Below are 22499 nucleotides of genomic sequence, written 5' to 3'. Positions count from 1 at the left end.
TCTGAGAAGGAGATCATAACATGGCACGCGTAAAACGCGGCGTTACCGCCCACGCAAAGCACAAGAAGGTTCTGGATCAGGCTGCTGGTTTCCGTGGCCGTCGCAAGAACACCATCCGCACCGCCAAGGCTGCAGTTGACCGTTCGAAGCAGTATGCTTACCGCGACCGCAAGAACCGCAAGCGCTCGTTCCGCGCTCTCTGGATCCAGCGCATCAACGCTGCTGTCCGCGAGCAGGGCCTGACCTATGGCCGTTTCATCGACGGTCTTGCCAAGGCTGGCATCGAGATCGACCGCAAGGTTCTGTCCGACATCGCAATCCACGAACCGGATGCATTTGGTGCGCTGGTTGCATCGGCAAAGAAGGCTCTCGAGTACCTCAAGAACACCGAGACGCCGAACGCTTTTGAAGGCGCTGTCCGCTAAGCCAGCCGCCTTTCCCAAGCAGTATCGATAATTTGGGGACCCGCGCTGGCTCGGCTGGCGCGGGTTTTCTCGTTTTAAGGATTCAAAGCGGGCATGAAGGATGAACCGGGCAAGTTGAGACTGGATCTGGATGCGGATGATCTCCGCAGCCTGCTGGTTCTGCTTGTCCAGAGCCGGGGCAAGCGTATTTCCAGCGCCGTCATCGGTGGTCATCGTGTCTGGATCAAGCGCTACGATGCAGAAAGGCGCCCATTTCCGAAGCGTCTGCACAGCCTCATTTCGCCGCTTCTTCCCTATCCGTTCCTGCGCAGCCCGAAGGATGTTGGAGAAGCAGGCATGGCCGACCGCGAAGAGCGCAAGATGAGCGCTTTTCTGCAGGCAGGCTTTCAGGTTCCCAGGATCGTCTACCACCAAGGGGCGGTGATGGTTCTGAGCGATGTCGCGCCGATTATCCAGGACCAGCTTGACCATTTACGTCGCAATGATCCGCAGGGCCATGATGCACTTCTGGTGCATTGCGCCCGCGCGTTGGGTGAGGCCCATGCTGCCGGGCTCTGCCATGGGCGTCCGCACCCGCGCGATTTCTTCGAGAAAAACGGCGTTGCCGGTTTTCTGGATTTCGAGGAGGAACCGGAAACGGTCATGCCGCTTGCTGCTGCACAGGCGCGCGACGTGTGGCTCCTGTTCTTCCAGATCACGGCGCAGGCGCGTCTTGCCGGGACACCGCAGCAGACATTCGCAGCCTATCGTGCGGTCGCGCCCGCTGACGTGATTCCGGAATTGAAGAAAATTGTCGGCTTCTTCCGATTTACCATCGCGCCGCTGAGGCTGTTCCGCCGCATTTTTCTCGGCGGCGATGGAAGACGGCTCTTGCAGGCGATGGAATTTTTTGACGCCAATCTTGATGCGTCTCACCAATCAGGCCAAAGAGAGTAACGACAACGCTTCTTTGGCTGCAAAGCGAAATATGTGGAGCGCTGCAGGCGCAACAGGTAACTCAAAACAAGAGGCGTGGAGCGCTGCAAGCGCGACAGGGAGCTCAAAACAAGAGGCGTGGAGTGCCGCAGGCACGACAGGGATTTAAACAATGAGTGATCTAGAACAACTTGAACGGCAGATTCTCGAAGACATCGCGGCGGCGGCTGACGAGCCTGCCATTGAAGCCGTGCGTGTCGCCGCTCTTGGCAAGAAGGGCTCAGTTTCGGAAAAGCTGAAGACACTGGGCAGCATGACGCCGGAAGAGCGTCAGGCGCAGGGGCCGGCGATCAACGGCTTGAAGAACCGGGTTACCGAAGCGCTGACCGAGCGCAAGACGGAACTGCGCAAGCAAGCGATTGCCGCTCGCCTTGAGCGCGAAAAGGTCGATGTGACGCTGCCGGTGCGTGAAAGCGCTGCATCGCGCGGTCGCATTCATCCGATTTCACAGGTCATCGATGAGATCACCGCAATCTTCGCCGATATGGGTTTCTCGATTGCCGAAGGTCCGGATATCGAAACCGATTATTACAATTTCACGGCTCTGAACTTCCCCGAAGGCCATCCGGCGCGCGAAATGCACGACACCTTCTTCTTCAATGCAGACGAGAAGGGCGAGCGCAAGTTGCTGCGCACGCATACCTCGCCGGTGCAGGTGCACACGATGGAGAAGTTCGCGGCCATCCGTGACAAGGAAGACCGTGACGAGCCGATCCGCATCGTCATTCCGGGCAAGACCTATCGCATGGATTCCGACGCCACCCATTCGCCGATGTTCCATCAGGTCGAAGGTCTGGTTGTCGATAAGTCGGCCAATGTCGCCAACATGAAGTGGGTGCTGGAAGAGTTCTGCAAATCCTTCTTTGAAGTGCCTTCGGTCAAGATGCGTATGCGTCCGAGCTTCTTCCCGTTCACTGAGCCATCGGTCGAGGTTGATATTCAGTGCGACCGTTCCGGTCCGCATGTGAAGTTCGGCGAGGGCAATGACTGGCTTGAAATTCTGGGCTGCGGCATGGTGCATCCGAATGTGCTGCGCGCTTCCGGCTACGACCCAGACGTCTATCAGGGCTTTGCATGGGGCATGGGCATCGATCGCATCGCCATGCTGAAATACGGCATGCCTGATCTGCGCGCTTTCTTCGACGCCGATGTGCGCTGGATCGAACATTACGGTTTCCGTCCGCTCGACATTCCGACGCTTTTCGGCGGACTGAGCGCTTAAGGACAGGAAGGGACAAGACAAATGAAATTCACGCTTTCCTGGCTCAAGGATCACCTTGAAACCGATGCGACGCTGGAACAGATCGTCGAGAAGCTGACCGATATTGGTCTGGAAGTGGAATCGGTCGACGACCGCGCTGCTTTCAAGGCCTTCAAGATCGCCAAGGTCGTAAGCGCTGTTCAGCATCCGGATGCCGACAAGCTGCGCGTACTTTCCGTCGATACGGGTGACGGCAAGCCGGTCCAGGTCGTTTGCGGCGCGCCAAACGCCCGCGCTGGTCTGGTCGGTGTATTGGGCCGTCCGGGTGACTATGTTCCGGGCCTCGATGTCACGCTTTCCGTTGGCAAGATTCGCGGTGTCGAAAGTTTCGGCATGATGTGTTCCGAGCGCGAGCTGGAGCTTTCCGACGAGCACAATGGCATCATCGACCTGCCGGAAGATGCTCCGGTCGGCACCAGCTTTGCAACCTATGCCGGACTGGACGATGCGGTGATCGAGATTGGCCTGACGCCGAACCGTGCCGATTGCACCGGCATTCATGGCATTGCACGTGATCTTGCTGCTGCTGGTCTAGGCACGGTCAAGAACACTTTGCCGGAAGCGGTGAAGGGCGAAGGCGAAACGCCGGTCAAGGTCATTCTGGATCAGGATGACGAGAACCCGTTCTGCACTGGTTTCGCACTGCGCATGGTCAAGGGCGTGAAAAATGGCCCAAGCCCCAAATGGATGCAGCAGCGTCTGAAGGCCATCGGCTTGCGCCCGATCAATGCGCTGGTCGACATCACCAATTATGTGACCTTCGATCAGGGCCGTCCGCTGCACGTCTTCGACGCTGCCAAGGTCAAGGGCAATCTGACGGTGCGTCTGGCAAAGGATGGCGAAACCATTCTCGGTCTCGATCAGCGTGAATATAAGTTCAAGCCGGGCATGTATGTGATTGCCGATGAGAACGGTCCCGAATCGATCGCCGGTATCATGGGCGGCGAGCATTCCGGTTGCGATGAAAACACCACCGATGTGTTGATCGAATCGGCTCTCTGGGACCCGCGCATGATTGCGCGCACGGGCCGCGAACTCGGCATCGTTACCGATGCGCGCTATCGTTTCGAGCGTGGCGTCGATCCGGAAATGATGGTTCCGGGTGCAGAACTGGCAACCAAGTTGGTGCTGGAACTCTGTGGCGGCGAGCCGACAGTTCTCGACGTGGTTGGATATAGCAAGCCTACGCCGCGCGTGATCGATTTCCCGGTATCGGAAGTCAAGCGCCTGACGGGCATCGAGGTTTCCTACGACGCATCCTTCGATATCCTGAAGCGTCTTGGCTTCAGCGTTGAAGGCGACGGCAAGGTTATCAAGGCCACTGTTCCGACGTGGCGTGGCGACGTGGAAGGCAAGGCCGACCTCGTTGAAGAAGTCATGCGCATTCATGGCATCAACCAGATCGACCCGCAGCCGCTGCCGGGGCTTGGCACGGTCAATGGCCGTATCCTGACCACCTTGCAGATCAGAACCCGCCATGCCCGCCGCATGCTCGCTTCGCGCGGCATGATGGAAGCCGTGACCTATTCCTTCATTTCCGACGCGCAAGCCAAAGCTTTTGGTGGTGGCAAGCCGGAACTGAAGCTGGCGAACCCGATTGCCGCCGATATGTCGGACATGCGTCCTTCGCTCCTGCCGGGCCTGCTGGTCGCAGCACAGCGCAATGCGGATCGCGGTTTCGGCGATACGGCACTGTTCGAGGTTTCGGGCATTTATGAAGGCGATACGCCAGACAAGCAGCGTCGCGTGGCGGGTGGCGTGCGCCGCGGTACGGCCAAGGTTGATGGCTCGGGTCGTTTCTGGGCTGGTAATGCAGCTCCCGTCGGCGTCTTCGATGCCAAGGCTGATGCATTGGCAGCACTTGAAGCTGCTGGCGCTCCGGTTGACCGCATCCAGATCGAAGCCGGTGGTCCTGAATGGTTCCATCCGGGCCGTTCGGGAACGCTGAAACTCGGACCGAAGGTCGTTCTTGGCACCTTCGGTGAGTTCCATCCAGACACGCTGGAAGCGCTCGATGTTTCGGGCGCACTCTGCGGCTTCGAGGTCTACATCGATGCGATACCTGAGCCGAAGGCGAAATCCACACGCACCAAGCCGGCTTTGAACCTCTCGCAGTTCCAGAGCCTCAAGCGTGATTTTGCGTTTGTGGTGGATGCAGATGTGGAAGCTGGAAATGTCGTGAAGGCGGTTTCGTCGGCGGACAAGAAGCTGATTGCCGGTGTTCAGGTCTTCGATATCTTCACAGGCGCATCGCTGGGTGAAGGCAAGAAGTCGATCGCGGTTGAAGTGCTGCTGCAGCCGCAGGACCGCACATTGACGGATGAAGATCTGGAAGCACTATCGAAGCATGTCGTGGCCAGTGTGGCCAAGCAGACCGGCGGCGTGCTGCGCGGATAAGCATGAAATAAAAAGCCCGCCAGATGGCGGGCTTTTTCATAGCGCTATTCAGCGGCCTGTCTCGTCCTTGCTGGCAGAGCCATCATCGCCATATCGATGATCTTTTGTACCGCGGCGCGCGAATTGCCATCGCGGGCTTCAAAAGAAATGCTCTGTTGGATCATGTGATAGAATTCGGTCATCTGTGCGGTATCGGCATTGGAGGGTAGATCACCTGCCCCTACCGCCTGCTGCAAGCGCTTGGAAAGCCGCTCATGATTTGCGTGTCGGATAGCCTGGAGAAATTCCTTCACAGGCACATTTTCCGGTTTGCACTGGATCGAGCTTACACTGATCATACAGCCGCCCGCCGGGCAGGCGAAAGCGCTGTCTGCGCTCAGTTCCAGCCAGCGGCGCATGCCCTCCTGAATGGTGGTCGCGTTTTCCAGTGCGTCGAAAGGAGCGGCGCCGATGGTACGGCGATAATAGTCGACGGCTTCACGAAACGCCTGCTCCTTATTGCCGAAGGCGGCATAGAAACTTGGCGGCGTAATGCCGATGGCGGTCGTGAAGTCGTTGATCTGGGCGCACTCATAGCCTTTGGCCCAGAAAACCTTCATCACCTTGTCCAGCGCTGCGTCGCGGTCGAAGCTGCGCGGGCGTCCGCGTGGAACCATTTTTCTCCCTTTCTGTAATCATCCTTATATAATTCTCTTGACCCTTTCGGGCAAGGCGATATTAATTATGTAGTCTACACTATATAATTAGGATTCGTCCCATGAACGATACGTGCGAATCCGCCCTTGCGGCGGAAGAGGTTTCTGCGTCTTCGCAAAAGGCGCGAGCGATCCCGCTGGTTGTCTATTGCCTCAGCTTAGGCGTGTTCGCGCTCACGACTTCCGAACTCATGATCTCGGGCATGCTGCCTTCACTTCAGGTGGCGTTCGACCGTTCCATCGCCGATATCGGCAATCTCATTTCGCTTTATGCGCTTGGCATGATGATCGGCGGACCGCTGGTCACGATCCTGTTTCTGGCGTTGAAGATCGAGAACAAGCGGGGACTTCTGATTCTGCTTGTATTTTATGCGGCGGCGCAAAGCGTGGCCGCGTCCACAAGCAGCTTCCAAATTCTGCTGATCGCCCGTGTTTTGACCGGTATGGCGGCGGCAACGAGCTTCGGGCTGATGCTTGCCATTACGGCACAGCTCGTCGGACCGGAACTGCGCGGGCGAGCTTCATCGCTGGTCTTTGCCGGCCTCATGCTCTGCACCGTCTTCGGCGTGCCGATAGCGACGGCGATCACCAATGCGTTCGGCTGGCGGGCGAGCTTCTGGGCCATTGTGGTCCTGATTCTGGTATGCGCGCTTGTCATCGCAATCAAGATTGAGTCGTCGCCCGATACGCCGCAGGCCGATCTGCGCTCTGAACTGAAGGAAATGCGCAAGCCGAAACTCTGGGCCGCCTATGCCACGAGCGCGCTCGTCATTGGTTCGTCTTTCGCGGTCTACAGCTATCTGTCACCGATCACGGTGGAGCTTGCCGGCTTCTCCGCAATGCAGGTGCCATTTTTGCTTGCCGTCTATGGCGGCGCCAATATCGTCGGCAACTATGTCACCGGTCGCTTTGCCGACCGTCACACGATTCCGACTATCGCCATCGGTCTTGTGTTGATGCTGTCGGCCATGCTGATTTTCGCGCTTTTCGCCGAGCTGAAACTGGCTACGATCCTTGCCATCGTGATGATCGGCCTGACGGGCATAGCACTTAATCCTGCCTTTATCGCGAGGGTGATGCGGATCGCGCATCCGGGCGCGCTGGTGAACGCCATGCATGCATCGGTCATCAATATCGGTCTCGGGCTTGGGCCGTGGGTTGGTGGACAGGCAATGGAGGCAGGCTATGGCCTGCATGCACCTCTATGGGTCGGCTTTGCCATGACACTGGCCGGGCTTCTGACGCTTGCACCGCCAGCTCTGCGCAGGATGTAAAAAAGGGAGCCCGACGGGCTCCCCTTTTATTTGGAGCATTTATCAAAGACCGGTCAAAGCAAGCTGCTGTTCGTTGTAACGCTTGCCTGCGATCAGGTCGGGTGCGGATACCTCATCCAGACGCTGCAAATCCTGTGGTGTCAGTGTGATGTCCACGGCTTTCACATTGTCTTCCAGATGATGGATCTTGCGGACACCGGGGATCGGCACGATGAAATCGCCCCGGCTCAGTACCCATGCCAGCGCCAGCTGTGCGGGCGTGACCTGCTTTTCCTGTGCGATCTCGACGATACGATCCACCTGCCGATTGTTGGCTTCCAGATTGCCCGGCTGGAAACGCGGCAGGGTCTTGCGGAAGTCGTCTTCGGCGAGATCGGACTGTGAACGCAACGTGCCGGTCAGCATACCGCGCCCAAGCGGGCTATAGGGTACGAAACCGATACCAAGTTCACGGCAGACTGGCAGCACATTGTCTTCCGGATCGCGTGCCCATAGCGAATACTCGCTTTGCAACGCGGCGATGGGATGGACCGCATGCGCGCGGCGCAAGGTGGTGCTACCTGCTTCCGAAAGACCGATGGCGCGTATCTTTCCCTCATCGATCAGGTCTTTCAAAGTGCCAACCACATCTTCGATCGGTACGGATGGATCGACGCGGTGCTGGTAGAACAGATCGATCACATCGATGCCAAGCCGCTTCAGGGAGGCCTCGGCTACGTCGCGAATATGTTCAGGACGGCTATCGACACCCTTCATCTGGCCGTCTTCGATCTTGAAGCCGAACTTCGTTGCAATCGTCACCCGTTCACGGAATGGCTTGAGCGCCTTGCCGACGAGTTTCTCATTCTCGAACGGGCCATAGACCTCCGCAGTATCGAAAAATGTCACGCCAACGTCGACGGCGCGGTGCAGCGTGCGGATTGCATCCTGTTCGTCCTGCCCCCCATAGGCGTGTGTCATTCCCATGCAGCCGAAACCAAGGGCGGAAACGCTCAATTGCTGGCCGAGTTTGCGCTGTTGCATCGTAGTTCCTTTCGAATGGCTGATTGAAAGTACTGAAAATTGTGCGGGAGGATCGGGAGGAGATTCTGGGTGGACGCGCCTTCAAGCTGCCTGCGCCCAAGCCCGGGACCATGTTGCGAACCATAAAACAGGGTGATCAGTTCGATAATACCGATTTATTTTCACGGCTTGTTCTGTAATTTGTAACAATGAATCGAAGTCAACTGTCACAGCTTGCCGTTCTAGCCGCCGTTGCCGCGCATGGAAGTTTCCGTGGCGCTGCGCGGGAACTGGCGATTGCGCCCTCGGCCGTCAGCCATGCGGTGGCAACACTGGAGGACAGTCTGGGCGTGCGTCTTCTTGCACGCACAACACGCAGCGTCGCCCCGACGGAGGCCGGGCGGCAATTGCTGGAGAGGCTGGCACCGGCGCTTGAGGAGATCAATGCGGCTTTGGGTGCCGCCGTCGATTCGCGGGATCGACCGTCCGGGGTGCTGCGCATCACAGCGCCCTATGTGGCGGCGCAACTTGTCATCGCTCCGCGTCTGGGCGAATTCGCCAGAGCTTATCCCGACATTACACTCGATCTGCGGGTGGAAAATGGCTTCACCGATATCGTAGCGGCTGGCTTCGACGCAGGCGTGCGTCTCGGTGAGAGCCTCGAAGCGGATATGATTGCAACGCGGTTGACCGGCAATGTGCGTGCGGCAATCGTCGCGGCACCGAATTATTTCGATAACCGTTCAGCTCCCGTCGAACCGCGCGATCTTTTGCAGCACGCATGTATCCGCCATCGTTTTCCGAGCGGGCGAACCTATCGCTGGGAGTTCGAAAAAGCGGGCGAAGTGCAGGAAATAGCCATTGAGGGACCTCTGATTGTCAATGACGATAGGGTTATTCTGGAAGCAGCCCTGAACGGTACGGGGCTTGCTTATCTGTTCGAAGCCTATGTTCACGATGCATTGGCGAATGGACGTCTTGTCCGGGTCCTGGAAGACTGGTGCCAGCCTTTCGCCGGGCTTTATCTCTATTATCCAAGCCGCCGCCAGATGCGCCCGGCCTTGCGCGCATTCATCGACTTTTATCGCCATGGGTCGGGGAGCGGTCAATGAAGGCAACGTCGAACCATTTGCGTCATGCCGGTCTGCCACTCGCACGGCAGCGGGATATCTTTTCACAGATGATTCTGGAAAGCCCGCTGCTGACGGATGCGCTGCATCGGCTGCATGAACTCGGCGGGGAATCATCCAAATTCTGGCTCGTCTCCGGTGCCCTCTACAACACCATCTGGAATCGACTGACTAGGCGACAGGCTCTGCATGGGATCAAGGATCTCGATATTATCTATTTCGACGGCAGCGATCTTTCCTGGGAAGCAGAGGATGCGGTTATCACCCGCGGGGCTGACGTCTTCCGCGGCTTTCCGCTTCCGGTGCAGATTCGCAATCAGGCGCGGGTGCATCTGTGGTTCGAAAAGCGCTTTGGACAGCCCTATGCATCGCTTCGCTCTGCGACCGAATCGATAGAACGCTATTCGACGATTGCCCATTGTGTGGGTGCGCGGCTGGCAAAAGAGGGCGAGGCGACGGAGGATGGGCTGCTCATCCACGCTCCATTCGGCTTTGATGATATTTTTTCATTTCGCATTCGGCCCAATCGTGCCATCGATAACCGCGAAACGCATGAGATCAAGGCAACCCGCGCGCTGAAATTCTGGCCGGAACTGAGAGTTCAGGACTGGGACACGCCGGAATGAGCCCGGTTCTTGCTTTGAATGAAAGAGGGAACAGCATGTTTCGTTGGGGTATCCTTTCAACTGCCAAGATTGGCGTCACGCAGGTAATTCCAGCGCTTTGCGCGTCCGAAAATGGCGTTGTTCATGCCATTGCAAGCCGCGACCTGTCGCGGGCACGCGCCGTCGCCGACCGTTTCGGTGCACCGCTGGCATTCGGTTCCTATGAAGAACTTTTGGCCAGCGACGCTATCGACGGCGTCTATATACCGCTGCCGACCTCGCAGCACATCGAATGGAGTCTCAAGGCGGCTGAAGCAGGCAAGCATGTCCTTTGCGAAAAGCCGATTGCACTCAAGGCCGACGATATCGACCAGCTTATTGCCGCGCGTGACAAGCACAAGGTTACGATGGCTGAAGCCTTCATGGTCTATTACCATCCGCAGTGGATCAAGCTGCAGGAACTTCTGGCCGAAGGCGCTATCGGCAGGCTCCGCCATGTGCAGGGCGCTTTTTCCTATTTCAATGTCGATCCGGGCAATATGCGTAACCAGCCGGAACTGGGCGGCGGCGCCCTGCCGGATATTGGCGTCTATCCGACTGTGGTAACCCGTATGGTTACCGGTCAGGAACCGGTGTCGGTTCAGGCGTCGGTCGAATATGATCCGGCCTTCGGCACCGACCGTTATGCCAATGTTTCGGCGCGTTTCGACGGTTTTGACCTGACCTTCTATGTCGCCACGCAACTTGGCGCTCGACAGACGATGGTCTTCCACGGCGACAAGGGCTTCATCGAAGTCTATGCGCCGTTCAATACCGGCAAATATGGTCATGGCAGCATCGCGCTTTTCGATGCCGGTCACACGAAGGCGACGGAATGGTCGTTCGGTGACGCCAATCATTATCAGCTTCAGGCCGAGAGTTTTGTGCGTGCTGCGCGTGGCGATAAGGATGCGCGGCTTTTCTCGCTTGAAAACTCGAAGGCGAACCAGAAATTCATCGATGCGATCTACCGAGCGGCAAAAGACGGCAAATCGGCTATGGTATGATGGTCGGCGCGCACTATGTAGTGCAGCGGCGACCCCTATTTTGTACGTCGATAGGTCCCTGTCAGTATTTCCGGGTGCGGAATCTGCCTCAGCTTGGCTGTTGTGACTTGCAGTAAAAAACCGCGTTTCTTATATACGCCTCGCACAGGGCATTGATGTGCGTCTGGAAACCGGTCCGGTATCTGGACAAGCATCGTGAAAAGCGCATTGTGAAACCGATAGGAACCGCCCATGGAACGCTCGGTAGAGGTCTTGGCGGTTTGCTGAATGGAGAGAAATATGGCTAAAGTAATTGGTATCGATCTGGGAACGACCAACTCCTGCGTATCCGTCATGGACGGCAAAAACGCGAAGGTCATCGAAAATGCCGAAGGTGCGCGTACAACCCCTTCGATCGTTGCATTCACGGATAGTGACGAACGTCTTATCGGCCAGCCTGCCAAGCGTCAGGCCGTCACCAATCCGGAAGGTACCATTTTTGCGGTCAAGCGCCTGATCGGCCGCCGCTTTGACGACCCGATGGTTACCAAGGACAAGGACCTTGTCCCATACCAGATCGTCAAGGGCGACAATGGCGATGCCTGGGTTGAAGTCCACGGCAAGAAATATTCCCCGTCGCAGGTTTCTGCGATGATCCTTCAGAAGATGAAGGAAACTGCTGAGTCTTATCTCGGCGAAACGGTTACGCAGGCGGTTATCACCGTCCCGGCCTACTTCAACGACGCTCAGCGCCAGGCAACCAAGGATGCCGGCAAGATCGCTGGTCTTGAAGTGCTGCGTATCATCAACGAGCCGACGGCTGCTGCGCTCGCTTACGGTCTGGACAAGAACGAAGGCAAGACCATTGCTGTTTATGACCTTGGCGGCGGTACCTTCGACGTGTCGATCCTCGAGATCGGTGACGGCGTCTTTGAAGTGAAGTCGACCAATGGCGACACCTTCCTCGGCGGTGAAGACTTTGACATGCGTCTGGTCGAATACCTCGTGGCCGAGTTCAAGAAGGAAAGCGGCATCGACCTCAAGAACGACAAGCTCGCTCTGCAGCGCCTCAAGGAAGCTGCCGAAAAAGCCAAGATCGAACTGTCGTCCGCGCAGCAGACCGAAGTCAATCTGCCGTTCATCACGGCCGACCAGACCGGTCCGAAGCATCTTGCCATCAAGCTGTCGCGCGCCAAGTTCGAAAGCCTGGTCGACGATCTCGTTCAGCGCACCATCGAGCCTTGCAAGGCAGCGCTGAAGGATGCCGGTCTGAAGGCTGGCGAAATCGACGAAGTGATTCTGGTCGGCGGCATGACCCGCATGCCGAAGATTCAGGAAGTCGTGAAGGCCTTCTTCGGCAAGGAGCCGCACAAGGGCGTTAATCCTGATGAAGTCGTCGCCATGGGCGCGGCAATTCAGGCAGGCGTTCTGCAGGGCGACGTCAAGGACGTTCTGCTGCTCGACGTGACCCCGCTTTCGCTGGGTATCGAAACGCTGGGCGGTGTGTTCACCCGTCTGATCGAACGCAACACCACGATCCCGACCAAGAAGTCGCAGACCTTCTCCACCGCCGAAGACAACCAGTCGGCCGTGACGATCCGCGTCTTCCAGGGCGAGCGTGAAATGGCTGCCGACAACAAGATGCTCGGCCAGTTCGACCTCGTCGGCATTCCGCCCGCACCGCGTGGCGTGCCGCAGATCGAAGTGACCTTCGACATCGACGCCAACGGTATCGTCAACGTGACGGCCAAGGACAAGGGCACGGGCAAGGAGCATCAGATCCGCATTCAGGCATCCGGTGGTCTGAGTGATGCCGACATCGAAAAGATGGTCAAGGACGCCGAGGCGAATGCCGAAGCGGACAAGAAGCGCCGCGATGCCGTGGAAGCCAAGAACCAGGGCGAAAGCCTCGTTCATTCGACCGAAAAGTCGCTGAGCGAATATGGTGACAAGGTTTCGGCTGATGACAAGAAGGCCATTGAGGATGCTCTCGCAAGCCTCAAGACTTCGCTTGAAGGCGACGATGCCGAGGACATCAAGGCGAAGACGCAGACGCTCGCCGAAGCTTCCATGAAGCTTGGTCAGGCCATGTATGAGGCCGCTCAGGCTGCTGAAACCGGTTCTGCCGGCGGTAGCGAAGAAGCTGCTTCGAACGACGATGTTGTCGACGCCGATTACGAAGAAATCGACGACGACAAGAAGAAGTCGTAATTTCAGGCTCTATACGCTCAAGCCCGGGGCTCTGCCCCGGGCTTTTGCCAATTTTCGAGATGTTCATATTCGCAGGTTTTGTATAAGCCTGCATATTGGCTGGTATCGGTAGAAAGTACCGATGGAAATATCAGGCAGATCAGCCTCTATTTGAAAAATCGCGCTGGCCTGCATACATCTTGAAAAGCATGAGACGGTTTCGGGCAAAGTGGTGTTGACGCTGAAACCCGGAGTGCTGCTCTGACGCATTGAGTCGGAAGGCGCTTCGATAGATGAACAATTGGAAACGCTGGCCCCTGACAAGTGTTGAACGCTTTGGGGCGTGTCGCACGAATCTGGGGACCGGTTTCGGGATACGATGTCCGTGAAAGCAAAAGGCGCGTTCCTGCCGCCGGGATAACGAACTGATGAAGATCGACTACTACGAAGCTCTGGGTGTTGAAAGAACGGCAGACGATAAGGTGCTGAAAACCGCCTTTCGCAAGCTCGCGATGGAGTACCATCCGGATCGCAATCCGAACAATCCGGAAGCTGAACGCAAGTTCAAGGAAATCGGCGAAGCTTACGAAACGCTGAAGGATCCGCAGAAGCGTGCCGCTTATGACCGGTTCGGCCACGCAGCCTTTGAAAATGGTGGCATGGGCGGCGGTTTCGGCAACGGTTTTGGTGGCTCTGGCGGTTTTGCCGATATCTTCGAAGACATTTTTGGCGAGATGATGGGTGGCGGTCGTCGTCGCTCCAATGGCGGACGCGAACGCGGCGCCGATCTTCGCTACAATATGGAAGTGACGCTGGAGGAAGCCTATGCGGGCAAGACCGCGCAGATTCGCGTTCCGACATCCATCACCTGCGACGAATGCTCCGGCTCCGGCGCAAAGGCCGGCTCCCAGCCGACCACCTGTACCATGTGTTCCGGTTCGGGCCGCGTTCGCGCTGCCCAGGGCTTCTTCTCGGTGGAGCGCACCTGCCCGACCTGTAACGGTCGCGGACAGATAATCAAGGATCCTTGCGGCAAGTGCCATGGCCAGGGTCGCGTCACGCAGGAACGTTCGCTGTCGGTCAATATTCCGGCAGGTATCGAGGATGGCACCCGTATCCGCCTGTCCGGTGAAGGCGAAGCTGGCATGCGCGGTGGCCCTTCAGGTGATCTCTACATTTTCCTTTCGGTCAAACCGCACGAGTTCTTCCAGCGTGACGGCTCCGACCTCTATTGCAAGGTGCCGATCTCGATGACGACGGCAGCCCTTGGTGGTCAGTTCGAAGTCTCGACGCTGGATGGCACGCAGACGCGGGTCAAGGTTCCGGACGGCACACAGAACGGCAAGCAGTTCCGCCTCAAGGGCAAGGGCATGCCGGTTCTGCGTCAGGCCGCCGTTGGCGATCTTTATATACAGATCGACATTGAGACGCCGCAGAACCTGTCCAAACGCCAGCGTGAACTGCTGGAAGAGTTCGAAAAACTTTCCTCGCAAGAGAACAGCCCGAAATCAGCGGGGTTCTTCTCAAGGATGAAAGAATTCTTTGAAGGTATCGGTGAATAATAAAGGGAGCTTTTTGGCTCCCTTTTTTGTTCTTTTCCTTATTCACGCCTTGCTTAGGGAATTCAAAGCGGCATAAACTTGTCCAATAACGACAATGGGAGCAGCAAGAATGGCAGGACAGCTCGGCAGGAAACTGGCCGCTAAGTTCGATGAGGAGATCCGTTTTTTCAAGGGATGGATAGACGGGCCGAAAGCGGTCGGCGCTATTTTGCCGACGAGTTCCATTACCGCGCGCCGTATGGCGAGCGTCATCGATACCGGTTCCGGCCTTCCGGTTCTGGAACTCGGACCGGGCACGGGCGTGATTACCAAGGCGATCTTGAAACAGGGCGTGAAACCTGCCGACCTCTATTCCATCGAATATTCGCAGGACTTCGTGGATCACTTGAATACGATCTTTCCGGAGGTCAACATCATTCAGGGCGATGCCTTCGATCTCGATAGCGCGTTGGGTGAGAAGAAAGACCAGAAATTCGACTGCATCATCTCTGCTGTGCCGATGCTCAATTTCCCGATGGACAAGCGCATCCAGCTCGTGGAAAGCCTGCTTTCGCGCATTCCACACGGACGGCCTCTGATGCAGATCACCTATGGTCCCTTGCCACCGGTTCCAGCCGGTCGCGGCAATTATACCGTTCAGCACTATGATTTTGTGGTGCGCAATGTGCCACCGGCGCAGCTTTGGGTTTATCGCAGCCCTTTGGTCTAGTGGTCTGATTCCGACATTTGCGTCCCTCTGATACAAGCGCCGAGCAAATGTCGGAATCGCAAAGACCACTAGTAACTTTATGTATCTAGTGGATTTTTCGAATTTGACGTTTGAAACAGCATCTCATTCAGTCGGGATTCAAACGTCAAATTCAATCCACTAGTTTCGCACGAGGCTTTTCATGACTGCACGTATTCTCGTCTTCGCGGGTTCAGTTCGCATCGGCGCTTTTTCCGGCCATATGGCAGATGCCGCCGAGAAAGAATTACGGGCGCAAGGTGCGCAGGTCACGCGCATCACGCTTGCCGACTATCCGCTGCCGATCATGGATCAGAATCTGGAAAACGAGCATGGCGTTCCCGAGAACGCCATGCGGCTCGGTCGCCTGTTTGCGGAACAGGACGGTCTGATGATCTGCTCGCCGGAATATAATGCATCGATCCCGCCGCTTCTGAAAAACACCATCGATTGGGTCAGTCGCATTTCAAGGGACGGAGACAGGCCGTTCAGGCCTTATGCCGGTCTGACTGTCGGCCTCTGTTCCAGCTCCGACGGTATGTTTGCCGGTATGCGTGGACTCTACCACCTGCGCGCCGTTCTGATGAATGTCGGCGTACAGATTGTCACCGAGCAATGCTCGGTCGGTCATGCATCGGTGGCGTTCAATGACGATGGTACGCTGAAAGAAGAACGCAGCGCGAGAATGCTCTCCGCTGTCTGCCGCAGCCTCATCGCACGGGTGGAAGAAGCGAAAAGCTGATTCCGTCTCTTTCGTAACGGGTCCTGTTGTGCGAAGAGAATAAAAATCACCACGGAGACTCTCATGACGACGACAGATTTGCGCGATCAAGCGCCCGGGGAAGCATCGGGGCGCTTGATCGTGGGCCTCGACGTGCCGACCATCGCCGATGCTGAGAAGGCGGTCGAAGAGCTGGGCGACACTGTTTCCTTCTACAAGATCGGGTATCAGCTGGTTTTTGCGGGTGGTCTCGATTTCGCAAAAAGCCTTGTGGCGGCGAAGAAGAAAGTCTTCCTCGACATGAAGCTGCTTGATATCGACAACACCATCGCGAAGGGTGTTGAGAATGTCGCGAAGATGGGTGTTTCCATGCTCACGCTGCATGCCTATCCGAAAGCGATGCGGGCAGCGGTGGAAGCCGCCAAGGGATCGGACCTCTGCCTCTTGGGCGTGACGGTTTTAACCTCAATGGACAATGCCGATCTGCGGGAAGCAGGTTATTCTGACGATGCCGAAACGCTGGTGCTGAAACGCGCCGTTCAGGCGCGTGAGGCTGGTATGGGCGGCATTGTTGCTTCCGCGGTCGAAGCGGCAGCCATCCGTCAGGCGGTCGGCCCGGATATGGCCATCGTCACGCCGGGCATTCGTCTCGCCGGTTCGGAAAAAGGTGACCAGAAACGGGTCATGACCCCTGCAGATGCCTTGAAGGCCGGAGCCAGCCATCTGGTCGTTGCCCGTCCGATTGTCGGCGCGGTTGATCGCAAAGCGGCGGCCCTTGCCATTCTCGATGAAATGCGTTCCGTTGCCTAGAGCATTTCCAGCGAAAGTGCGAAGCGGTTTTGCGCGGGATAATGCGGTGGAAAAGATTACGAGCTAGTGGAGGAAGCAGCATGACTAAAGCCTACTGGATTGCCCGTGTGGATGTCCGTGATTCCGAGCGATACAAGGATTATGTTTCAACGGCGAAACCGGCATTTGAACGTTATGGTGCAAATTTCATCGCTCGTGGCGGCACGGCTGATGCAGTTGAGGGACAAGGTCGCGCCCGCAACGTGATCATCGAATTCGAAACCATGCAGCACGCGCTCGATTGCTATAATTCGCCGGAATATCAGGCGGCGAAGGCGATCCGCCAGACGGTTGCGGATGGTGAAATCGTCATCGTCGAAGGCGTTTAGAGTTCCGATCAGATAGGATCTGATCGGAACTCTAACCTATTATATTTTAAGCATAATCTTATCGATCCTCGTTTCACTTCGGTCGGATTATGCTCTAAAATCAAAGGGCCCGCAGGGGCTCTTTTTTATTTGCTGTTTAGAGCCGGACTGGCGGATCGTGCCGTCCGGCAAGCGTCAGATCGAGCAGCAGAACCTTTCCGGCATGGGGATCGGAACGGCGAGCCTCTTCATCGAGGCCTTCATTGGCGCTGGTTACGATCATCACCGTCGCATCCGGTCCGACAAAAGCAGGGCATGATGGTTGGCGGACCGGCAGTGAAATCGAGCGGATCAGGCGGCCTTGCGGTGAATAGGCATTGAGCGAACTGCCGCCCCAACAGGCATTCCACAGCGTGCCTTCCGCATCAACGACCGAGCCATCGACGCCGCCTTCTTCGGCCCGGTGGTGGAAGACGCTTTTGTCGGATATCGGTAATCCTGTCTCAGGGTCTGTATCGACCCGCCAGATGATGTTGCGATCCGTGTCGGCGAAATAGGCGATCTTTCCATCGGAAGAAAAGCAGATTGAGTTGGTGATCGTGATACCGGAGAAAAGCTTTTTCACCTGGCCTTCGCGATACCACCAGATCGAGCCTGCATCGGTCTCGGCTTTTTTGCCCATCGTGCCGATCCAGAACGATCCTGATGGATGCACACGCGCATCGTTGGAACGGGTGACGTCATTCTCGGCTTCAAGTGGATGATGAAGAGTCAATCGCCCATTGGCGCGCTCGCGAATGAACAGCCCATGCTCACTGACGATCAGCTGCCGGTCACGGTCGATAACGGCGAGGGCGCTGGCCTTCATGCCGAGCGCATGGACGTGAATTTCGCCGCTGTCCCAGTTCTTCTCGATCAGTTTCTGGCCGAGAATATCGAACCACCAGACATTTCCGCTCAGTGGATCATAGCCGGGGCCTTCGCCTAGTTCTGCTACATGGTCGGCAAACAGGGTAGTTTTTACGACGGTCACTTTTTCCTCCCGAGACGCCCGAAGCGATTGCATCCAACATAATCAACGGATGAAAGCTGATCCAGTTCAACTTCAAGCATTGTAAGTGCACAACAGACACCCGAGAACGGATTGAGAGAAAGGACTATGTTGCCCAGTCATTCCGTTTTAGATTTCCCGCAACTTCGAATCGCGAGGAAATCATGGCTCTCAAAGTCGCGGTCCAGATGGACCATATCAGCACGGTGAACATTGCGGGCGATACCACATTCGCCCTTTCGCTCGAGGCGCAGAAGCGCGGTCATGAGCTTTACCATTATACGCCAGACCGGCTTTCGATGCGCGATGGCGTCGTTTCTGCCCGCTTGGAAAAGATGGAAGTGCGCGACGTCAAGGGCGATCACTATACGCTGGGTGAGCCGATCCGCCGCGACCTGTCGGAAATGGATGTGGTGCTTCTGCGTCAGGACCCGCCCTTCGACATGAACTATATTACCACCACCCATCTTCTGGAGCGGATTCACCCGAAAACACTGGTTGTCAACGATCCGGCATGGGTGCGCAACAGTCCCGAAAAAATCTTTGTGACAGAGTTTCCCGACCTGATGCCGGAAACGCTCATCACCAAGGACCCGCAGGAAGTCATGGATTTCCGTCGCGAGTTCGGCGACATCATTTTGAAGCCGCTTTATGGTAATGGTGGTGCGGGCGTCTTCCATCTGGCCGATGGTGACCGCAACCTGACCTCGCTTCTGGAAATGTTCGGTCAGCTCTTCAAGGAGCCGTTCATTGCACAACGTTATCTGAAGGACGTACGCGCCGGCGACAAGCGCATCATCCTGATTGATGGTGAACCTGTCGGCGCAATCAATCGCGTGCCGTCGGAAACCGATGCCCGTTCCAACATGCATGTCGGCGGGCGTGCGGAACAGAGCAAGCTAACGCCACGTGAACGCGAGATTTGCGAGCGCATTGGCCCGTCACTGAAAGAACGTGGTTTCATTCTGGTCGGCATTGATGTGATCGGCGACTACATGACCGAAATCAACGTTACCTCTCCAACTGGTATCCGCGAAATCCAGCGTTTCGACGGGACTAATATCGCGGCCCTGTTCTGGGATGCGGTAGAAGCCAAGCGTTAATTTGTTCTCTTAACGTTCTTGAGTTTACCGCTCGCTCGTGCTTAACTCTCTAAGTTGTATTTGAGTCTTTACTCACTTAAGAGATGTGGTGCGTGGCGAGCGGGGGCACATGGTCGCGCGGGTTGGAACAGTTGCTTTTCAAGGCATAGAGGCTGTGCCTGTCGACGTGCAGGTGATGGTCGCGCCGGGCAAGATGGGCATGTCCATTGTCGGCTTGCCGGACAAAGCCGTGGCAGAAAGCCGGGAGCGTGTGCAAGCGGCGTTGCACGCCTCGGGCCTTTCCATGCCGACCAAACGGGTGACGGTTAATCTGGCACCTGCCGACCTGCCGAAAGAAGGGTCGCATTATGACTTGCCCATTGCTGTCGGGCTTATGGCGGCAATCGGTGCCATTCCGGCGGATGCAATACAGTCCTATCTCGTTCTGGGTGAATTGTCGCTCGACGGTTCGATAACACCGGTGGCAGGCGTCCTGCCTGCTGCAATCGGTGCGAACCGGGATGAGAAAGGACTTATCTGCCCTTATGCTTGCGGGCCAGAGGCAGCGTGGGCGGGTGCCGATATCGATATTCTGGCTCCGCGCAGTCTCATCGCCCTTGCCAACCATTTTCGCGGCACGCAGGTTCTGACCCGACCGGAACCATCCATGCGGCTTTCCGGTGAAACGGAACTCGATCTTGCTGATATCAAGGGGCAGGAGACTGCCAAGCGAGCGCTTGAAATCGCCGCTGCGGGCAATCACAATTTGCTTCTCGTCGGACCGCCGGGATCAGGCAAGTCCATGCTTGCCCAACGATTGCCATCCATCTTGCCTCGTCTTTCTCCTCGCGAATTGCTGGATGTATCGATGATTGCCTCGATCGCGGGAGAGCTTTCCGGTGGAAAATTATCGGATCGTCGCCCTTTTCGTGCGCCGCATCATTCGGCGTCAATGGCGGCAATGGTCGGCGGTGGACTGCGTGCGCGTCCGGGCGAGGTATCGCTTGCGCATAACGGCGTGTTGTTTCTGGACGAGTTTCCGGAATTCTCGCCACAGGTGCTGGATTCTCTGCGCCAGCCACTCGAAACCGGCGAATGTCTCATTGCACGCGTCAATCATCGCACCAGCTATCCGGCGCGCTTTCAACTGATCGCCGCCATGAATCCCTGCCGTTGCGGTATGGCGGGCGAACCCGGTCATGTCTGCGCGCGGGGCCCACGTTGTCAGGCCGATTATCAGGCGCGTATTTCAGGCCCGCTCCTCGACCGTATAGACTTGCGGGTGGATATGCCTGCGGTCTCTGCTTTCGATCTCATCAAACCATCTCGGTCGGAAACGAGCGAGACGGTCGCACAACGCGTCTCCCGTGCTCGTGCGATTCAGACCCAGCGTTATTCAGCGCTCGGTCTGGAACCGTCCCTGACCAATGCCTATTGCTCGGCCAAACTGATCGAACAGGTTGCTGAGCCGGATGCGGCAGGCCTCAAGCTTTTGCGTGACGCAAGCGAGCAGATGCGTTTTTCTGCCCGCGCTTATCATCGCATTCTGAAGGTCGCCCGGACGCTGGCCGATCTGAACGGGAGCGACAAAGTCGGTCGCATTCATTTGGCCAGCGCCATATCCTATCGCATGGGTGCGGAAAGGCTGGTTTCCGCAGCCTGAACATCTTCTACGACGTCACGTTTTCAAGCGTCGTCATCCGATCACGCGATTGCACGCGAATCTCGCCATTGTTGAGAAAGAGGCATGTATCGAACAATGTGAGATCAAGCGGGTTGGGAAGCCGAACATCCTCGATCCCTGGGCACGGCTTTGCCGCTGGATCAAAGGAACGGTCGATTTGCGATATACACAGAATGGTGAGCCTTCGCTTTGAAGCAAATGACCTGAGCGCCGCAATCTGGGTCGACAGGTCGGGTTTTTCCCGCTTCTGATCGAGAATCTGCAGATAATCGACGATCACGACGGTTCCAGCCGAAGCAGCGTCGAGTTTGGCGATCATATAATCCGCGCAGATGGCATCCGAGCAATCGAAACGGAATAGATGCCGGAAGTTATCGCGATCGACGCCGAGTGCCTTGAAGCGTCCGGCGATATCCGTCTCAGTGTATTCAAGCGAAAAGAAAAGGCCGTAATTGCCATCTCGCATGGCCTCAATCATTATATCAAGACTCAACAGGGTTTTCCCATGGCCCGGTCTGGCGCCAATCAGCACCATGCTGCCGGACTTGAGATAGCCATAGATTTCGCGAGCAGAAACGGGAGCGGATGTGTTGTCAACGAGCAGGCTCCAGCTTCTGTAACCCTCCTGCGCGGCAACGCGATCAAGCGCTTCATGAAGTGGAATATCAGCATCATTTGCCAAACGCCTGGCAAGCCGCTTCAGGTGATAGATAGGGGACGATAACCGCATCGATAAACCTCCTGTGACGAGCTGTCATTGCAGTCCCTCCTTGTGCATGTGCCCGAACAGTTGGTTCGATGATTTCATCTTCCTGCATGAAAAATGCTTTCCCGAACGGAGGGGGGAGGCTTGGAAGCAGCCAGAATCGGAGAATAACGCAAATGGTCAGTCTGCGGAACTGCTATGTAGCTTAGACAGTACGACGAGGAAATTTCAGCGTGGCGCTATCGGCTTCCAGTGATGGAGGACGGACCGGTCTTCGCAAGAATAACACCAGTAATGGCCCTGAAAGGGCTGATCATACTGGCGGCTGATTGGACGTCCGGCCAGAAAGCAGAGCAGCAGCGTACCGGCACCACCGTGGCCGACGATAGCGATATCGTCAGAATTTCCAAGCCGCTTTACCGCTTCAAAACCTTCCACGATGCGTTGTTGCACATCGATGGCCCGCTCCCAGCCGTGAATACTTGCTTCGGGTGCGGAAAAGAACTGGTCGGCTACAGTCTCGTGTTGTTCGGCGGGCAGGAAGCCAGTGGCGCTTCGGTCGATCTCGTTAAAGCGGCTGTCGGTCAACGGACTGACTCTTAAAATATCCGCCAGAATTTCAGCAGCTTCAATTGCCTTTGCTTCCGTGCTGGACCAGATTGATGTGATCGATTGCAGTTCCGGCTGGCTGGCAAAGGAGCGCATCCGTTCAATTCCGCGCTCCGACAGGTTCCACGACGGAACAGGCTTTGCGGGATCGATCACGACTTCCGGATGCGAGATAAAGTAGATTTTCGTCATGCGCGCCCCAAATAGCCGTATCATTGTAA

Annotated in this window: 21 protein-coding genes; 16 read left to right on the top strand and 5 right to left on the bottom strand. The window is 56.7% G+C overall.

Annotated elements, in window-relative coordinates:
* Positions 1-20 precede the first annotated feature (20 nt).
* The 4 genes from rplT to pheT all read left to right on the top strand — a co-directional run bounded on the left by rplT (position 21) and on the right by pheT (position 5058).
* Positions 21-425 carry a 50S ribosomal protein L20 gene (rplT, locus tag OANT_RS04135; RefSeq protein WP_006468099.1) on the top strand — a complete coding sequence of 135 codons (405 nt, stop codon included), beginning with the start codon at positions 21-23 and terminating at the stop codon, positions 423-425.
* A gap of 93 nt (positions 426-518) precedes the next feature.
* Positions 519-1361, top strand: a complete 843-nt coding sequence (locus tag OANT_RS04130; RefSeq protein WP_012091034.1) for a BUD32 family EKC/KEOPS complex subunit — start codon at positions 519-521, stop codon at positions 1359-1361.
* Between the two features lie 151 nt (positions 1362-1512).
* Positions 1513-2622, top strand: coding sequence for a phenylalanine--tRNA ligase subunit alpha (gene pheS / locus OANT_RS04125; protein WP_012091033.1), 1110 nt, complete (start codon positions 1513-1515; stop codon positions 2620-2622).
* 21 nt (positions 2623-2643) lie between these two features.
* A complete protein-coding gene (gene pheT, locus OANT_RS04120; protein ID WP_012091032.1) occupies positions 2644-5058 on the top strand; it encodes a phenylalanine--tRNA ligase subunit beta in 2415 nt (804 codons plus the stop codon).
* Positions 5059-5102: 44 nt separating this feature from the next.
* Here the strand turns inward: pheT and OANT_RS04115 are convergent, their stop codons facing one another.
* The gene (locus OANT_RS04115) at positions 5103-5714 is read right to left on the bottom strand and encodes a TetR/AcrR family transcriptional regulator (RefSeq protein WP_012091031.1); all 612 of its coding nucleotides are present in this window, start codon (positions 5712-5714) and stop codon (positions 5103-5105) included.
* Between the two features lie 101 nt (positions 5715-5815).
* Between OANT_RS04115 and OANT_RS04110 the strand changes: the two genes are divergently transcribed.
* Entirely contained in the window at positions 5816-7027 is a 1212-nt protein-coding gene (locus tag OANT_RS04110; protein ID WP_012091030.1) for an MFS transporter, read from the top strand.
* Between the two features lie 42 nt (positions 7028-7069).
* Here the strand turns inward: OANT_RS04110 and OANT_RS04105 are convergent, their stop codons facing one another.
* Positions 7070-8050, bottom strand: coding sequence for an aldo/keto reductase (locus tag OANT_RS04105; RefSeq protein ID WP_012091029.1), 981 nt, complete (start codon positions 8048-8050; stop codon positions 7070-7072).
* A 188-nt stretch (positions 8051-8238) separates the two neighbouring features.
* Here OANT_RS04105 and OANT_RS04100 point away from each other — a divergent pair, with 188 nt between their 5' ends.
* From OANT_RS04100 to OANT_RS04060, 9 genes are all read left to right on the top strand, one after another.
* Positions 8239-9141 carry a LysR family transcriptional regulator gene (locus OANT_RS04100; RefSeq protein ID WP_012091028.1) on the top strand — a complete coding sequence of 301 codons (903 nt, stop codon included), beginning with the start codon at positions 8239-8241 and terminating at the stop codon, positions 9139-9141.
* Positions 9138-9785, top strand: a complete 648-nt coding sequence (locus tag OANT_RS04095; RefSeq protein ID WP_012091027.1) for a nucleotidyltransferase family protein — start codon at positions 9138-9140, stop codon at positions 9783-9785. The genes OANT_RS04100 and OANT_RS04095 overlap by 4 nt, the downstream gene beginning before the upstream one ends.
* 35 nt (positions 9786-9820) lie before the next feature.
* Positions 9821-10810 carry a Gfo/Idh/MocA family protein gene (locus tag OANT_RS04090; RefSeq protein WP_040130034.1) on the top strand — a complete coding sequence of 330 codons (990 nt, stop codon included), beginning with the start codon at positions 9821-9823 and terminating at the stop codon, positions 10808-10810.
* Between the two features lie 279 nt (positions 10811-11089).
* On the top strand, positions 11090-13000 hold the full coding sequence (gene dnaK / locus OANT_RS04085; RefSeq protein WP_010657711.1) for a molecular chaperone DnaK: 1911 nt from the start codon (positions 11090-11092) through the stop codon (positions 12998-13000).
* A 407-nt stretch (positions 13001-13407) separates the two neighbouring features.
* Positions 13408-14541 carry a molecular chaperone DnaJ gene (gene dnaJ, locus OANT_RS04080; RefSeq protein ID WP_012091025.1) on the top strand — a complete coding sequence of 378 codons (1134 nt, stop codon included), beginning with the start codon at positions 13408-13410 and terminating at the stop codon, positions 14539-14541.
* Between the two features lie 109 nt (positions 14542-14650).
* Positions 14651-15250: a phospholipid N-methyltransferase PmtA gene (gene pmtA, locus OANT_RS04075; protein WP_010657713.1), complete on the top strand. Its 600-nt coding sequence runs from the start codon at positions 14651-14653 to the stop codon at positions 15248-15250.
* Positions 15251-15431: 181 nt separating this feature from the next.
* Positions 15432-16010: an NADPH-dependent FMN reductase gene (locus OANT_RS04070; RefSeq protein WP_010657714.1), complete on the top strand. Its 579-nt coding sequence runs from the start codon at positions 15432-15434 to the stop codon at positions 16008-16010.
* Positions 16011-16073: 63 nt separating this feature from the next.
* Positions 16074-16799 (top strand): orotidine-5'-phosphate decarboxylase, encoded by a 726-nt coding sequence (gene pyrF, locus OANT_RS04065; RefSeq protein ID WP_012091024.1) that lies wholly within the window; start codon positions 16074-16076, stop codon positions 16797-16799.
* An 80-nt stretch (positions 16800-16879) separates the two neighbouring features.
* Positions 16880-17167, top strand: a complete 288-nt coding sequence (locus tag OANT_RS04060; RefSeq protein WP_012091023.1) for a DUF1330 domain-containing protein — start codon at positions 16880-16882, stop codon at positions 17165-17167.
* Between the two features lie 136 nt (positions 17168-17303).
* Here the strand turns inward: OANT_RS04060 and OANT_RS04055 are convergent, their stop codons facing one another.
* Entirely contained in the window at positions 17304-18179 is an 876-nt protein-coding gene (locus OANT_RS04055; protein ID WP_040129062.1) for an SMP-30/gluconolactonase/LRE family protein, read from the bottom strand.
* 182 nt (positions 18180-18361) lie between these two features.
* On the opposite strand from OANT_RS04055, the gene gshB reads away from it, so the two are divergent.
* Positions 18362-19300: a glutathione synthase gene (gene gshB / locus OANT_RS04050; protein ID WP_012091021.1), complete on the top strand. Its 939-nt coding sequence runs from the start codon at positions 18362-18364 to the stop codon at positions 19298-19300.
* A 109-nt stretch (positions 19301-19409) separates the two neighbouring features.
* Entirely contained in the window at positions 19410-20942 is a 1533-nt protein-coding gene (locus OANT_RS04045) for a YifB family Mg chelatase-like AAA ATPase (RefSeq protein ID WP_012091020.1), read from the top strand.
* 7 nt (positions 20943-20949) lie between these two features.
* Here the strand turns inward: OANT_RS04045 and OANT_RS04040 are convergent, their stop codons facing one another.
* Positions 20950-21693 (bottom strand): DNA helicase, encoded by a 744-nt coding sequence (locus OANT_RS04040; protein WP_012091019.1) that lies wholly within the window; start codon positions 21691-21693, stop codon positions 20950-20952.
* A 204-nt stretch (positions 21694-21897) separates the two neighbouring features.
* The gene (locus tag OANT_RS04035) at positions 21898-22470 is read right to left on the bottom strand and encodes a histidine phosphatase family protein (RefSeq protein WP_012091018.1); all 573 of its coding nucleotides are present in this window, start codon (positions 22468-22470) and stop codon (positions 21898-21900) included.
* Positions 22471-22499: the final 29 nt, after the last annotated feature.

Origin of the sequence: Brucella anthropi ATCC 49188 (assembly GCF_000017405.1) — a bacterium.
GTDB lineage: Bacteria > Pseudomonadota > Alphaproteobacteria > Rhizobiales > Rhizobiaceae > Brucella > Brucella anthropi.
The sequence above is the reverse complement of the archived record's forward strand: the minus strand, read 5'-3'. Positions and strand labels throughout refer to the sequence as shown.